This is a genomic window from Shewanella sp. GD03713 (genome assembly GCF_029843705.1).
GTDB lineage: Bacteria > Pseudomonadota > Gammaproteobacteria > Enterobacterales > Shewanellaceae > Shewanella.
The window spans coordinates 2,650,520-2,665,592 of sequence record NZ_JAOCIW010000001.1 but is presented as its reverse complement, the minus strand read 5'-3'; the positions used below and the strand labels follow the sequence as shown (position 1 = coordinate 2,665,592).

16 protein-coding genes are annotated in these 15,073 nt (G+C 47.5%); 13 read left to right on the top strand and 3 right to left on the bottom strand.

Annotation, left to right across the window (positions count from 1 at the left end; translation table 11 throughout):
• Nucleotides 1–239 precede the first annotated feature (239 nt).
• From iscR to N5E87_RS11735, 12 genes are all read left to right on the top strand, one after another.
• Complete coding sequence (gene iscR / locus N5E87_RS11790) at nucleotides 240–701, top strand: Fe-S cluster assembly transcriptional regulator IscR (RefSeq protein WP_006081858.1); 462 nt, start codon at nucleotides 240–242, stop codon at nucleotides 699–701.
• A 78-nt stretch (nucleotides 702–779) separates the two neighbouring features.
• A complete protein-coding gene (locus N5E87_RS11785; protein WP_086903271.1) occupies nucleotides 780–1,994 on the top strand; it encodes an IscS subfamily cysteine desulfurase in 1,215 nt (404 codons plus the stop codon).
• A gap of 37 nt (nucleotides 1,995–2,031) precedes the next feature.
• Entirely contained in the window at nucleotides 2,032–2,415 is a 384-nt protein-coding gene (gene iscU, locus N5E87_RS11780; RefSeq protein WP_011072277.1) for a Fe-S cluster assembly scaffold IscU, read from the top strand.
• Nucleotides 2,416–2,429: 14 nt separating this feature from the next.
• Nucleotides 2,430–2,753 carry an iron-sulfur cluster assembly protein IscA gene (gene iscA, locus N5E87_RS11775; protein WP_011072278.1) on the top strand — a complete coding sequence of 108 codons (324 nt, stop codon included), beginning with the start codon at nucleotides 2,430–2,432 and terminating at the stop codon, nucleotides 2,751–2,753.
• Between the two features lie 15 nt (nucleotides 2,754–2,768).
• Nucleotides 2,769–3,293, top strand: a complete 525-nt coding sequence (hscB, locus tag N5E87_RS11770; protein ID WP_086903272.1) for a co-chaperone HscB — start codon at nucleotides 2,769–2,771, stop codon at nucleotides 3,291–3,293.
• Nucleotides 3,294–3,360: 67 nt separating this feature from the next.
• Entirely contained in the window at nucleotides 3,361–5,223 is a 1,863-nt protein-coding gene (hscA, locus tag N5E87_RS11765) for a Fe-S protein assembly chaperone HscA (RefSeq protein WP_086903273.1), read from the top strand.
• Nucleotides 5,224–5,231: 8 nt separating this feature from the next.
• Nucleotides 5,232–5,567 (top strand): ISC system 2Fe-2S type ferredoxin, encoded by a 336-nt coding sequence (gene fdx, locus N5E87_RS11760; protein WP_011622515.1) that lies wholly within the window; start codon nucleotides 5,232–5,234, stop codon nucleotides 5,565–5,567.
• Between the two features lie 155 nt (nucleotides 5,568–5,722).
• The gene (gene rimK, locus N5E87_RS11755; RefSeq protein WP_011622516.1) at nucleotides 5,723–6,622 is read left to right on the top strand and encodes a 30S ribosomal protein S6--L-glutamate ligase; all 900 of its coding nucleotides are present in this window, start codon (nucleotides 5,723–5,725) and stop codon (nucleotides 6,620–6,622) included.
• 68 nt (nucleotides 6,623–6,690) lie between these two features.
• The gene (gene iscX, locus N5E87_RS11750) at nucleotides 6,691–6,888 is read left to right on the top strand and encodes a Fe-S cluster assembly protein IscX (protein ID WP_011622517.1); all 198 of its coding nucleotides are present in this window, start codon (nucleotides 6,691–6,693) and stop codon (nucleotides 6,886–6,888) included.
• Nucleotides 6,889–7,085: 197 nt separating this feature from the next.
• Complete coding sequence (locus N5E87_RS11745; protein ID WP_041408760.1) at nucleotides 7,086–7,253, top strand: hypothetical protein; 168 nt, start codon at nucleotides 7,086–7,088, stop codon at nucleotides 7,251–7,253.
• A 220-nt stretch (nucleotides 7,254–7,473) separates the two neighbouring features.
• Entirely contained in the window at nucleotides 7,474–7,905 is a 432-nt protein-coding gene (gene ndk / locus N5E87_RS11740) for a nucleoside-diphosphate kinase (RefSeq protein WP_011622518.1), read from the top strand.
• 303 nt (nucleotides 7,906–8,208) lie between these two features.
• The gene (locus N5E87_RS11735) at nucleotides 8,209–8,652 is read left to right on the top strand and encodes an Hsp20 family protein (RefSeq protein WP_011622519.1); all 444 of its coding nucleotides are present in this window, start codon (nucleotides 8,209–8,211) and stop codon (nucleotides 8,650–8,652) included.
• A gap of 132 nt (nucleotides 8,653–8,784) precedes the next feature.
• Here N5E87_RS11735 and ilvN read toward each other — a convergent pair whose 3' ends face one another.
• The 3 genes from ilvN to N5E87_RS11720 all read right to left on the bottom strand — a co-directional run bounded on the left by ilvN (nucleotide 8,785) and on the right by N5E87_RS11720 (nucleotide 12,619).
• Complete coding sequence (gene ilvN / locus N5E87_RS11730) at nucleotides 8,785–9,279, bottom strand: acetolactate synthase small subunit (protein ID WP_011622520.1); 495 nt, start codon at nucleotides 9,277–9,279, stop codon at nucleotides 8,785–8,787.
• Nucleotides 9,279–10,997: an acetolactate synthase 3 large subunit gene (locus N5E87_RS11725; RefSeq protein WP_011622521.1), complete on the bottom strand. Its 1,719-nt coding sequence runs from the start codon at nucleotides 10,995–10,997 to the stop codon at nucleotides 9,279–9,281. Before N5E87_RS11725 ends, ilvN begins: the two co-directional genes overlap by 1 nt.
• Before the next feature lie 467 nt (nucleotides 10,998–11,464).
• Entirely contained in the window at nucleotides 11,465–12,619 is a 1,155-nt protein-coding gene (locus N5E87_RS11720) for a multidrug effflux MFS transporter (RefSeq protein ID WP_232015367.1), read from the bottom strand.
• 561 nt (nucleotides 12,620–13,180) lie between these two features.
• Between N5E87_RS11720 and N5E87_RS11715 the strand changes: the two genes are divergently transcribed.
• Entirely contained in the window at nucleotides 13,181–15,052 is a 1,872-nt protein-coding gene (locus tag N5E87_RS11715) for a choice-of-anchor I family protein (protein WP_086903274.1), read from the top strand.
• The last annotated feature ends 21 nt before the right edge of the window (nucleotides 15,053–15,073 follow it).

The following is a 15,073-nucleotide window of genomic DNA, read 5'->3' as shown; positions in this document are numbered from 1 at the left end:
GTGGTTAGCTTTCATTCCAAGAGAGTGCGTTAGATCCCGATATGGGGGCGATTAGGACGATTAATTGCCCCTTTAGCATTGAATCTTAGGGCAGAAAAAGGTTAAATACCCCACCAAGATGAAAGGGTATTGGTTCACTGCACGCTTATATACTTGAGTGTTTTACTAGGTTTTATACTTGACTGAAATACTCGGGTATGTTGAAATAACCCCATACCTGTTTGGGAGCTATGGTAGTTATGAAACTTACATCTAAAGGTCGTTATGCAGTAACCGCAATGCTCGATGTGGCCATCCACTCGGCTTCGGGACCGGTTCCCTTAGCGGATATCTCTGAAAGACAAGGGATTTCGCTTTCCTATCTGGAACAACTCTTCGCAAAGTTACGCAAACATGGCCTAGTGGCCAGTGTCCGTGGTCCAGGTGGTGGTTATCGCTTAGGCCTCGAAGCTAATGATATTTCTGTTGGCATGGTTGTCCATGCCGTGGACGAGTCTGTCGACGCGACTCGTTGTCAAGGATTAGGCAATTGCCAGAGTGGAACTCGCTGCTTAACGCACTCGCTCTGGGGCGATTTAAGCAAACAAATTTCAGATTTTTTAGATGGTATCAGTCTTGCTGGCTTAATGCAGAAACGAGATGTGCAGTTTATCTCGCTTAAGCAAGACACTATGCAAAAGGAGCAAAGAGTCAGCTTGTAGGCTTTTTGTTATACGATAAAAATTATTTTTGTACGTTGTATGTAGCCTCGGCAGAGACTGCTAAGTACGGAGTGTGTTATGAAGCTTCCTATCTATTTAGATTATGCCGCCACCACGCCAGTTGATCCGCGAGTCGCGGAAAAAATGTTCCAATACATGACGATGGATGGCATCTTCGGTAACCCAGCATCACGTTCTCACCGTTATGGCTGGCAAGCGGAAGAAGCGGTGGATGTGGCTCGCAGCCAAGTGGCTGATTTGATCAATGCCGATCACCGTGAAATCGTGTTTACCTCAGGTGCAACCGAATCAAACAACCTGGCGATCAAAGGCGTAGCGCATTTCTACAATAAGAAAGGCAAGCACATCATCACCAGCAAGACTGAACATAAAGCGGTACTCGATACCTGCCGTCAGCTTGAGCGTGAAGGTTTTGAAGTCACTTACTTAGAGCCAGATGCCAACGGCATCATTCCGATGGAACGTTTAGAAGCGGCGATGCGCGACGACACCATTCTTGTCAGCATCATGCATGTGAATAACGAAATCGGTGTGATCCATGATGTAGATGCCATCGGCGAATTATGCCGCTCAAAAGGCATTATCTTCCATATGGATGCTGCACAAAGCGCGGGCAAATTACCTATCGATGTACAAACGACTAAGGTCGACCTGATCTCTATCTCTGGCCACAAAATGTATGGTCCAAAAGGGATTGGTGCTCTGTACGTTCGCCGTAAGCCACGTATTCGCTTAGAAGCCCAAATGCACGGCGGTGGTCATGAGCGTGGTATGCGCAGTGGTACACTGGCGACTCACCAAATCGTTGGTTTAGGTGAAGCGGCTGCGATTGCCAAAGCTGAAATGGCAACAGACAACGCCCGTATCGCTAAACTGCGTGACAAGTTATGGAATGGCATCAAGCACATCGAAGAGACGTATGTAAACGGCGACATGACTCACCGTGTGAGTGGTAGCCTGAACGTCAGCTTCAACTATGTTGAAGGTGAGTCGCTGATGATGGCATTAAAAGATTTAGCGGTTTCATCGGGTTCTGCCTGTACGTCAGCCAGTCTCGAGCCAAGCTACGTGTTACGTGCGCTCGGTTTAAATGATGAAATGGCGCATAGCTCAATTCGTTTCTCAATCGGTCGTTTTACCACCGAAGAAGAAATCGACCACGCTATCGAAACTATTACACAATCTATTGATAAATTAAGAGAAATGTCTCCATTGTGGGAGATGTTCAAAGATGGCATCGACCTGAATCAGGTGCAGTGGGCACATCATTAATTCGACCATTTACAATAGATAATTTTGGAGCAGTACCATGGCTTACAGTGAAAAAGTGATAGATCATTATGAGAACCCACGTAACGTTGGTTCTTTCGACAAGAACGATCCTTCGGTCGTGACCGGTATGGTGGGAGCACCTGCCTGTGGTGACGTGATGAAGTTACAGCTGAAAATCGGCGCTGACGGCATCATCGAAGACGCTAAGTTCAAAACCTACGGTTGTGGCAGCGCGATTGCGTCTAGCTCACTGGTAACCGAGTGGGTGAAAGGCAAGACTATCGAGCAAGCGGCGGCCATCAAAAACACCGATATCGCGGAAGAATTAGCCTTGCCACCAGTGAAAATCCACTGTTCCATTTTGGCAGAAGATGCCATTAAAGCGGCGATCGACGAGTACAAATCGAAACAAGCTAAGTAACATCTGGAGTTAAGATGGCGATTACAATGACCCCAGCGGCAACTGAGCGTGTCAGATCTTTCTTAGCGAATCGAGGCAAGGGCATCGGCCTGCGCCTCGGCTTAAAGACCTCTGGCTGTTCCGGTATGGCTTATGTGCTTGAGTTTGTTGATGCGCTGAATGATGACGATGAAGTGTATGATATTGATGGTGTTAAAATCATTATCGATGCGAAAAGCTTCATCTATCTACAGGGCATTGAGTTGGATTTTGTTAAAGAAGGCCTGAACGAAGGTTTCCAATTTAACAATCCTAACGCAAAAGGTGAGTGCGGTTGCGGTGAGAGTTTCACTGTTTAATTGCCGAATTGACGCATGAATTATTTCGAGCTGTTTAAGTTTTCCCCTGCCTTCGATATTGACACCGCTGTGCTTGCAGAACGCTACCGCGAACTGCAACGGGCGGTGCATCCCGATAAGTTTGCCAACGATACCGAGCAACAACGCTTATTGTCGGTGCAACGCACTGCGCAAGTGAATGACGGTTATCAAACCCTAAAAGATCCTATCCGCCGTGCCGAGCATATGCTGTCGCTACGTGGTATCGATTTAAGCCACGAAACCACAACAGTGAAAGACACTGCATTTTTGATGCAGCAGATGGAATGGCGTGAGGCGTTAGAAGACATTCGCGATAGCGCCGATCCTCAAGAAAGCATTGATGAGTTATACGACTCTTTCGCGGCATACCGGACAAAGCTGACGAAATTGCTCACCGCACAGCTAAGCAGTGACAGCGAAGAAGATGCCTTGTTAGCGGCAGATCAAGTACGCAAGCTTAAATTTATGGCAAAATTACACGATGAGCTGACGCGTATCGAAGACGCGTTGCTCGATTAATTTTCCCTATTGCAGTTATTTAGCCGATTCGGACGGGTCTGAGTCGGCGCTACTAAATTGGATACATATGGCCCTTTTGCAGATTGCAGAGCCCGGACAAAGTGCCGCGCCGCACCAACATAGACTTGCCGTTGGCATCGATTTAGGTACCACTAATTCCCTCGTGGCCGCAGTTCGCAGCGGCGTAACGGCGACCTTACCCGATGAAAATGGGCAGCACTCTTTACCTTCTATCGTCCGTTACACTCAAGATGGCATTGAAGTCGGACATGTGGCGGCGTTAAGTTCTGCGCAGGATCCTAAAAATACTATCGTATCGGTCAAACGCTTTATGGGCCGCAGCCTTACGGATATTCAATCTGGTGAGCAAGCGTTCCCATACCAGTTTGAAGCCAGTGAAAACGGTTTACCGCTGTTTGTTACGCCTCAAGGGCAAGTGAATCCGGTGCAAGTGTCAGCGGAGATTTTACGTCCTCTGGTTGAACGCGCCGAGAAAACCCTTGGTGGCGAGCTGCAGGGTGTCGTGATCACTGTGCCAGCGTATTTCGATGATGCACAGCGTCAAGGGACAAAAGATGCCGCGTCTTTGCTCGGTGTTAAAGTATTGCGCCTGCTAAACGAGCCTACTGCGGCGGCAATCGCCTACGGGTTAGATTCTAAGCAAGAAGGTGTGATCGCGATTTACGATCTCGGCGGCGGTACCTTTGATATCTCTATTCTGCGTTTAAATCGCGGCGTTTTTGAAGTGCTGGCCACGGGCGGCGATTCGGCGCTGGGCGGCGATGACTTTGACCATCTGTTGCAGGCGCATATGCAGCAAGTATGGCAATTGACGAACCTTGATCCGCAGCTAAGCCGTCAGTTATTGATTGAAGCGCGCCGTGTGAAAGAAGCCTTAACCGATGCGAGTGACGTCGAAGCGAACCTGGCACTTGCCGATGGCACTGTGCTCAAGCAAGTCGTGACCAAAGCTGAATTTGATAACTTAATCAGCGCATTAGTGAAGAAAACCATCGCCAGCTGTCGTCGCACCCTACGTGATGCGGGCGTAACGGCTGATGAAGTGTTAGAAACCGTGATGGTAGGTGGTTCAACCCGCGTGCCATTAGTGCGTGAACAGGTTGAAGCCTTTTTCGGTAAGGCGCCATTAACCTCTATCGACCCAGATCGCGTCGTTGCGATTGGCGCGGCGATTCAGGCCGATATTCTGGTCGGTAACAAACCCGAGTCTGAATTATTACTGCTCGATGTGATCCCTTTGTCATTAGGGATTGAGACCATGGGCGGTTTAGTGGAGAAAGTGGTTTCTCGTAACACCACGATTCCAGTGGCCCGCGCCCAAGAGTTTACCACCTTTAAGGATGGTCAAACGGCGATGGCCTTCCATGTGGTGCAGGGCGAGCGTGAGTTAGTCGATGATTGTCGCTCACTCGCACGCTTTACGCTTAAAGGTATTCCCCCGTTAGCGGCGGGCGCTGCCCATATTCGTGTGACCTTCCAAGTCGATGCCGATGGGTTGCTTAGCGTTACCGCGATGGAGAAATCCACCGGTGTGCAATCGAGTATTCAAGTAAAACCTTCGTTTGGTTTATCGGATACTGAAATCGCTACTATGCTCAAGGACTCGATGAAGCATGCGAAGGAAGACATTAGTCGTCGTATGCTGGCCGAGCAGCAAGTGGAGGCGGCAAGGGTACTTGAGTCGTTAAATGCGGCGCTTGCAAAAGATGGCGACCTGCTGACAAGCGATGAGCGTCAGCAGATTGATTCAGTCATGGCGCAGCTTGCCGAAATTGCCCGTGGTGATGATGCCGATGCGATTAAGCAAGCGATTGAAGTCCTCGATGAACATACTCAGGATTTCGCCGCGAAGCGTATGGACAATTCTATTCGAGTGGCCTTTAAGGGTCAGTCAATTGACAACATATAGGTGATGTGATGCCCCAGTTAGTCTTTCTTCCCCATGCTGAGTTATGTCCCGATGGCGCAGTGTTGGAAGCCAAAGTAGGTGAAACGATTCTCGATGTGGCGCTGCGTAACGGCATCAATATTGAGCATGCCTGTGAAAAATCCTGTGCCTGCACCACATGCCATTGCATCGTGCGTGAAGGTTTTGATGAGTTAGAGCCAAGCGATGAGCTTGAAGATGATATGCTCGATAAGGCATGGGGACTTGAGCCTGAGAGCCGCTTGTCTTGCCAAGCCAAAGTTGTCGATAGCGATCTGGTGATTGAAATTCCGAAGTACACTGTGAATATGGTGAGCGAAGGTTAATCAACCCGATGCGATGATATCGTCAAAAACCAGTCCATGTGACTGGTTTTTGGCTTCTGGCGCCCAGCATTTGCGCAAGCAATAATTGCCATGATTGATTTATCCTAATCCGAGCGTATGATGCGCTCAAAATGAAATGGTTGTCGGAGACCAAAATGAGAATCGCGATCCTATCGCAAGGGCCTGAGCTATATTCCACAAAGCGACTCGTTGAGGCTGCGACATTACGTGGTCACGAAGTCAAAGTGATCAATCCGCTCGAATGTTATATGAACATCAATATGCGTCAGTCGAGCATCCATATTGGTGGGGAAGAATTGCCGCCTTTTGATGCGGTGATCCCGCGTATTGGTGCATCTATTACTTTTTATGGCTCAGCTGTGCTGCGCCAGTTTGAGATGATGGGCGTGTATGCGCTCAATGATTCCGTCGGCATTTCGCGCTCCCGCGATAAGTTACGTTCGATGCAGTTGATGTCACGCCGTGGTATCGGCTTGCCGATCACCGGCTTTGCCAATAAGCCGAGCGATATTCCAGATCTTATCGACATGGTGGGCGGCGCGCCGTTAGTGATCAAGTTGCTTGAGGGCACGCAGGGCATTGGGGTGGTGTTAGCCGAAACTCGCAAAGCGGCTGAGAGCGTGATTGAAGCTTTTATGGGATTGAAAGCCAACATCATGGTGCAGGAATACATTAAAGAAGCCAATGGCGCCGACATTCGCTGCTTTGTACTGGGCGATAAAGTGATTGCTGCGATGAAACGCCAAGCCATGCCTGGGGAGTTTCGTTCAAACCTACACCGTGGCGGAACCGCAAGTTTAGTTAAACTGACGCCTGAAGAGCGTTCAGTTGCAATCCGTGCGGCCAAGACCATGGGGCTCAATGTGGCGGGTGTCGATTTATTGCGTTCAAATCATGGCCCTGTGGTGATGGAAGTAAACTCCTCGCCAGGCCTTGAAGGGATTGAAGGCGCTACCGCAAAAGATGTTGCTGGTGCCATTATTGAGTTTGTTGAAAAGAACGCCCTCAAAGCAAAAAAGCCCACTCAAGCGTAGAGTTAACGCGTTCTTAAGCTACACTCAGGAGAGCAAGGTTTAGCTGCAGATGGCACAAGGGGGAGCGGATGTCGTTAAAGTGGATTGACTCATTAGATATCGCCTTAGAATTGCTGGAGAAGCATTCTGAGGTTGACCCCCACAAGCTGCATTTTACTCAGTTATATGAGTGGGTATTAGCCCTCGATGATTTTGATGACGATCCTAAGCATTGTAATGAGCGGATATTAGAAGCCATTCAGCAATGCTGGATTGAAGAGAAATAACCATCGCCCTGATGGGGCATCTTGTCCCGCAAAAACCGTACTTACGTGACAATTGTCACGTTTAGTGATCCCTAAAAGGGGATTTTTGTAGGAGTTTGATCGGCATCAAATTCATTTTAAGTGAATGACGTACCTTGTTATGTATCAGTTAAGTGGTTAAGCGCTTAATGTTATTCTGGCTACGCAAGGATGTTCACATGAAACTTTTGTTTGCTTTGTTATTCACACTGTTACCCGCCTTGGCATGGGCTCATCCTGGTCATGGTGGCGTTGGTATCTTCCATCATTTGCTCGATTTAGCCCCTGCCATTATTTTGGTCGCCTTGATTGCGTGGGCGAGCATTTGGGCAAAAAATAAAAAATAACCCCTGAGTCTTTGGCAAATATGCCAATTTAGTTGTGTTGTTATCCTTTCGCCAGTCCAGTCGAATGACAGGTCTGGCGTTTTTGTGTGATCAATCTGGTTACAAATCCAGCCAATGTGCGCAATATCTCAGACTTATTTGCTTTAAAGATAGGATTTGTTTTTTAAATTTCGTATAATCCGCGCGAATTTTTCAAACTTGCTGACAAAGGAAGCTTGTTATGGCGATCGAACGCACATTTTCTATCATTAAGCCTGATGCAGTTGCTAAAAACCACATCGGTGCAATCTACAACCGTTTTGAAACTGCTGGTCTGAAGATCGTTGCAGCTAAAATGTTACACCTGACTAAAGAACAAGCTGAAGGTTTCTATGCTGAGCATAGCGAGCGTGGCTTCTTCGGTGCTCTGGTTGCTTTCATGACTTCTGGCCCAATCATGGTTCAAGTATTAGAAGGCGAAAACGCTGTTTTAGCTCACCGCGAAATTTTAGGTGCAACTAACCCAGCTCAAGCGGCTCCTGGTACTATCCGTGCTGATTTCGCTCAAAGCATCGACGAAAACGCAGCTCACGGTTCTGATTCTTTAGAATCAGCAGCACGTGAAATTGCTTATTTCTTCAGTGCTGAAGAACTGTGTCCACGTACTCGTTAATCTGAGTGCGAGACCGAAGAAGGGAGCCTAAGGGCTCCTTTTTTATTGGCGGCATTTTGCTCATTACGGCAAAGATAAAGTGTTTAATGCTAGTAACAGATTATTTTTATTCAGTTTTTAAAAAATTTTAAAAACCTTACTTGAAATCCGCTTTCCTATCCTTATATCTATTGCAGGATCGCTCGATGAGGATCCCAATCGATTCTGTGCCGCTAGGACAGAAGTTAATTTAGGCGAGGTAAATGCGTTTTCAATTGAAAAACGTTCGCCACTTTCCATATTGCTTAAGACAAGGATATGAATATGCGTACTTATGATTTAACTCCTCTTTACCGTAGTGCTATTGGTTTTGATCGTTTAGCCCAGATGGCAGAACATGCTGCCGCGAATAATGGCAACTCAGGTTATCCTCCCTATAACATTGAACTCCTTGGCGAAAATCGTTATCGCATTACTATGGCCGTGGCCGGGTTCTCGATGGAAGAGCTTGAGATCAGTAGCGAAGGTGAGAAATTGCTGGTGAAAGGCAATAAGGCCGAAAGCCAAACCGAGCGTAAATACTTATACCAAGGTATTGCCGAGCGCGGGTTTGAACGTACCTTCCAACTGGCGGATTATGTGACCGTATTGGGTGCCAGTTTAGAGAATGGTTTATTGAACATTGATTTAGTGCGTGAAATTCCAGAAGCGTTAAAACCACGCAAGATTGAAATCACCACTTCGCGCCTATTAGATGGTCAATCCTAATCCTGCATATCGCGTATAAAGAAGGGGAGCTTAATGCTCCCCTTATTGTTATCCCACCAATTAAAATCCCATGTGGTCTATGTCAAAGCCTTGCGATGGCAAGCTCACATAGGGTTAATGGGGATTTCAGCGCTATGCTCTCATCGCTTTCTCGCCGCGGGCCAGACCCACAACGCCCGAGCGCGATACTTCAACTACCTTGGTCACTTCACCCATGGAGTGAATAAAGGCATCGAGTTTCTCGGTCGTGCCCACCAATTGAATGGTGTAGAGATTGGCGGTGACATCGACAATTTGCCCACGGAAGATATCGGCGGTGCGCTTAATTTCTTCCCGTAACTCCCCTTGGGCGCGGACTTTAACCAGTGCCAACTCCCGCTCGATATAAGCCGATTCGGTGACATTCGACACCTTAAGCACATCGACTAACTTATGCAGCTGTTTCTCGATTTGCTCTAGCACTTTCTCGTCGGCCACTACGGTAATATTGAGGCGCGATAAGGTGTTATCATCGGTTGGTGCCACAGTTAAACTTTCGATGTTGTAACCGCGCTGGGAAAACAGACCGACAACACGGGATAGGGCGCCGGATTGGTTTTCGAGTAATACAGATATAATTCGACGCATTAGCATTTCTCCGTTTTGCTTAACCACATTTCATTCATCGCGCCGCCGCGGATAAGCATGGGATACACGTGCTCAGTCTCATCCACCATAATGTCGATAAATACCAGTCTGTCTTTCATGGCAAGGGCTTCGGCCATCTTAGACTCAAGCTCAGCAGGATCGCTAATTGTCATGCCAACATGGCCATAGGCTTCGGCAATTTTGGCAAAGTTAGGGACCGAATCCATATAGGAATGGGAATGGCGACCCGAGTAGATCATATCCTGCCACTGTTTCACCATGCCAAGGAAACGGTTGTTTAAGTTGATAATTTTAACCGGCGTATCGTATTGCAGGGCGGTTGAAAGTTCTTGAATATTCATCTGAATCGAACCATCGCCCGTGACGCACACAACGGTTTCGTCCGGCATTGCCATTTTGACTCCCATGGCAGCGGGTAAGCCAAAGCCCATGGTGCCAAGGCCGCCGGAGTTAATCCAATGACGAGGTTTATCAAAGGGATAATAGAGCGCGGCAAACATTTGATGCTGGCCCACATCCGAGGCGACATAAGCCTCACCATTAGTGAGTTTGTAAAGAGTTTCAATCACTTGCTGTGGTTTGATCCGATGGCTTTCCTTATCGTATGCCAAGCAGTTGCGGTTACGCCACACAGTGATTTCTTGCCACCATTGATTAATTGCCTCGCTATCGTTGCTCTCCTTCGACTCCTCGAGCAGGGCTAGCATGCTGTCTAATACGATATCGGCCGAGCCAACGATGGGGATATCCACTCGTACGGTTTTTGAAATCGATGAAGGGTCGATATCAATATGTAAGATGGTGGCATTAGGGCAGTATTTTTCGATGTTGTTGGTGGTTCTGTCATCGAAACGCACGCCAATCCCGAAGATAAGATCGCAGTTATGCATGGTCATGTTGGCTTCATAGCGACCATGCATCCCCAGCATTCCTAAGCTGTTTTTATGGGTGCCAGGGAAGGCGCCAAGGCCCATCAAGGTGCTGACAACGGGGATATTTAATTTTTCCGCTAGGGCTAAGATTTGCTTTTCACTGCTTGAGATAATGGCGCCGCCACCCACATAAAGCACAGGTTTTTTCGCGGCGAGTAATGCCTGTAATCCACGGCGAATTTGACCTTTATGGCCCGATGTCGTTGGATTATAGGAGCGCATTTTAATGCTCTCGGGGTAAATATAGTCGTGCAGTAATGCTGGATTGAGGCAATCCTTTGGCAAGTCGACAACCACGGGGCCGGGGCGACCCGTGGAGGCAATATAAAAGGCTTTTTTAATGATCTCAGGAATTTGAGTGGGATCTTGTACTAAAAAGCTGTGTTTGACGACTGGGCGTGAAATCCCAATCATGTCGCATTCTTGGAACGCATCGTTACCGATTAAATTGCTCGGTACTTGGCCAGATAACACCACTAATGGAATTGAATCCATATAGGCGGTTGCTATGCCGGTAATAGCATTGGTGGCACCTGGGCCTGAGGTCACGAGTACCACGCCCACTTTACCCGTGGCACGGGCATAACCATCGGCCATATGCACGGCGGCTTGTTCGTGACGAACCAGAATATGTTCAATACCGGGGATAAGGTGCAGGGCGTCGTAGATATCTAACACTGAGCCGCCAGGGTAACCAAATATGTGCTTTACACCTTCATCGATAAGGGATCGCACAATCATGCTGGCGCCGGATAACTTCTCCATGTGAAACTCCTATTGCATAGTACCGTTACGGTAAACAGTATCTTGTTACAGCGACGGTAATCGCTCTAAAAATAAGCCTGAAGGGTAATTCAGACTCCGATTGCTGAACTTGAAATCATCGATTTCAAGCGCTCATCCCTTTGGATGCAGCAGCTGTTGCAATGAACAGAATTTCATCATATTCAAAAAAGAACACATTTCAAGGCTTTTATGTAAAAAATAACCAACTTGAAACAATTTCATGTTTAGGCGCGATAAACGCTTATGAAACGGGAGTTTTTGTGTTGGGGCATTTAATTTAATTACTTTAATTAGAATGGGTTAGCTGATTTACAATGAAAAACGGCACCCAAAGTACTATATATCACCTAAGTGCCGTTTATTTAGAAAACGCTTAATTTGTTACAAATCAACTACAAAAGAGAGGCAAACCATAATTGCTTGGTTTAGGTGGCATAAAGATGCCATCACTCCTTCGGCTTGGGTTGATGAGCCGAACGGTTAAATTGACAGAATCCCACCAACAATACCGCCGTCAGCATTAATGCCGAGAAGGGCACTGCGGTGCCATTATAAAACAGCGCGAGTAATGGGCCTGCTAAGGCGCCGCAGCCAAATCTTAAGGTGCCAATTACCGCCGTGGCCGTCCCCGTTTCCTGCTTAAACTTCATCAGAACAATAGCATCGGCGTTGACCGACATAATACCAAGACTGCCCATAAGTGGGATAAGCATCAACACGGTGAAGTGATAACTGAGCCCCAGTAAATTCACCCCCAGTAAACCGACCGCCGCCAACGCACCGAAAAAGGTCGATACGTGCAGCATTCTTAACGAGCCATAGCGGCCCACAATTCGGGTATTGATAATATTTGCCAGCATCAGCGCGCCCACATTGGTACTAAAGAGTAGGGCAAATAAGGATTTATCTAAGGAAAAAACCTCCATATAGACAAAGGGCGATGCGGTTAAATAACAGAAAAACGCAAAGGAGGTGAGTACACCGCTGGCAATATTCAATTTAACGCCGGGACGTGAAAACACCGTCGCATAAGCCCCTAAAAAGGATTTTTGACTCCGGCTACTCTGATCTTTATCGCTGGGCATTCTCAACAGCGCAATGACCAACAACAGCAACAACATGGCATAGGCCGATTGGATAAAGAAGATCAAATGCCATTCACCAAGCTCGAGGATAAGGCTGCCGATGCTTGGGGCTAATAATGGCGCTAACATCATGATTAAACTGACATAAGACATGCCTTTAGCCGTGTTTTCACCATAGACTTCTTTGATATACCCAGGGACAACCACAGTGGCCGCAGCGCCGATAAAGGCTTGTAAAAAGCGCAGGCCTAAAAACACTTCAATCTGTTCGGCTAAGCCGAGCAATAGGCTGACTAACATAAAGCCTGAGAGGCCCATTATTACCAAAGGGCGACGGCCAATACGGTCGGCAAGGGGGCCAAAACACAGCATGCCGAGGGCATAGCCTCCTAAGTAAACACTCAAGGATTGTTGGACTAGAGTGATATCGGTATGAAAACTCTGGGCAAGTGTTGCCATAGCGGGCAAATACATGTCGATCGCGAGCGGCGTGATCGCGACAATGGCGGCGAGCATAGGGATCAGCAGTGCCAAGTGGGGAATGCTGCTCGGTTTAGTCGGATAGCTTGACGGTTGTGGGTCCACAGTTACCTCGGGTGGCGAAAGAAGGCGATATTATGTGTTATGTCACTCGAAACCAAAATTGTAGGGTAACAATTTTGCCTAATGGCGACTCATTTTGCCTCAATTACCATAGCGTAATTTCGCCATGAAGATTGGAGGAGTATAGGGAAGAAATGAGTGGCCGGCGAAGAGTCTCTCAACCGTCATAGGCACAGTTGATTTAAGTCCTCGGCTTTGTATCGAGTCTAAGGATATTAAGCCATAACATAGTAAAACGCTCAGGCAAATAAGCCAATCTCGATGACGATATCTTTACACTTAAATTGTAACCAAAATGGATTTTATGTCCTTGTATTGCATTGATGTGCTCAGGCACGCCTTAGCGTCATTCATTCGACTGAGATTGTCACTCCAGTGTCATCTGTATGTCATCTAACCGTCTTGAATGCGGATTAGTTTAATGGGCTTTAGCTTAACCCTACGACTAATAACAACACATTCAGGAATGATGCAATGAACACAAAACGACTGCCGCTGGCGGGTGCGATACTGGCAAGTTTACTCCTTGGTGCCTGTAATGATGACGGTACCAATGGTGAGCAGGGGGAGAACGGCTTAAATTCATTAGTGAACGTGACTGCACTCGCCATAGGTGATGTGAACTGTCCTGCCGGTGGTCAACGCATCGATACAGGGCTTGATGCGAATCGTAATGGCCAGTTGGAAGAAACTGAAATCGATGCGGCGCAAACCCAATTTATTTGCCAACCCCAATCTGCGGGAGTGTCGGCGGAGCTGATCGGCCGTCATCAAACAGGCACTTATGGCCTGAGCGCTGCTGAAATTGTTGAATACCACAGTGCTTCTCAGCGAATTTTTGTTGTTAATGCGAAAAGCGGTAAGGTCGACATTATCGACGCTAACTTGCTCAGCAACGCGGCTAAGGCAACTGCGCCATTAGCCTTGAATAATCTTGATAAGCTAGCAGAGCTGGATGTCGCCAAAGATGTAGGCTTAAGTTTTATGGGCAGCGTTAACAGTGTCAGTATTTCTGGTAACTTGTTAGCGGCGGCCATTGAGCGCGGCGATGCAGCAGGCAATAAGACTCAAGCCAATGGCTATGTGGCTTTCTACCAACTCAATGGCAATGAGACACCGCAGTATCTCAGCGCGGTTGAAGTTGGTGCATTACCGGATAACGTCGTCTTTAGTCATGATGGCAAAACGGTACTCGTTGCGAACGAAGGCGAACCAAATCAAGACTATAGTATCGACCCAGAGGGCAGTGTGGCGATTATCGCCATTGCGGATGGTAAACCCTCAGCGACGGCGACGCTAGTGACATTCACCGAGTTTAATCAGGGCAATGCTCGCTATAATGAAATCACCAAGGACATTAAAATCAATGGCCCTATGGCCACTGTCGCGCAGGACTTAGAGCCTGAGTATATCAGTGTCAGCCCCGATAACAGCCGTGCTTTTGTGAGTCTGCAGGAGAACAATGCCATCGCGATGATTGATATCGCCAATGCCAAAGTAGCGAAGATTTTACCCTTAGGACTGAAGGATTACGGTCTTGATGTGAATAAAATTGATGCAAGTGACAAGGACGATATGGTCAACCTTCAGGCCTATGCGGGTGTGTATGGCATGTATCAACCCGATACTGTAGCGAGTTACCGTTGGAATAATACTGACTTTATTGTCACCGCTAACGAAGGGGATTCCCGCGATTATGCTGGGTTTTCGGAGGAAGCCCGCGCCGGTGACTTAACCTTAGATCCTAATCATCCACAATTTGCCGCCGCAAAAGATAAGACCCAATTAGCCCGTTTGAAAGTGACTAAGAGTATGGGTGATGACGATAACGACGGCGATTACGACAAAATCGTGAGCTTCGGCGCGCGTTCTTTCTCAATCTGGACAGCCGATGGTCAACAGGTGTTTGACAGTGGTAGTGATTTTGAGCGGATCACCGCAGCCTTGTTAGGCAATAACTTCAACAATAACAATGAAGAAAACAAAGGCGATAGTCGCAGTGACGATAAAGGCCCTGAGCCAGAAGCCTTAGCTTTAGGCAAAATTGGTCAAAAACTCTATGCCTTTATCGGGCTTGAACGTACCTCTGGCTTTATGATTTACGACGTGACGAATCCCTTCGACGTGCATTTTGTGGATTATGTGGTAAACCGTGATTTTGAGGCAGATTTCAGCATAGATACGGACACAGGCGAAGTGAAAGGCGATGCCAGTTTAGCGGGAGATTTAGGGCCAGAAGGCATGAAGTTTGTGAGTGCCGAGAAGAGTCCTAATGGTCAGCCTCTGTTGATCATTGGTAATGAAGTCAGTGGCACAACCAGCGTGTACCAAATCAAGGTGCAATAGCCATAGCTTGATTCAAGGTGC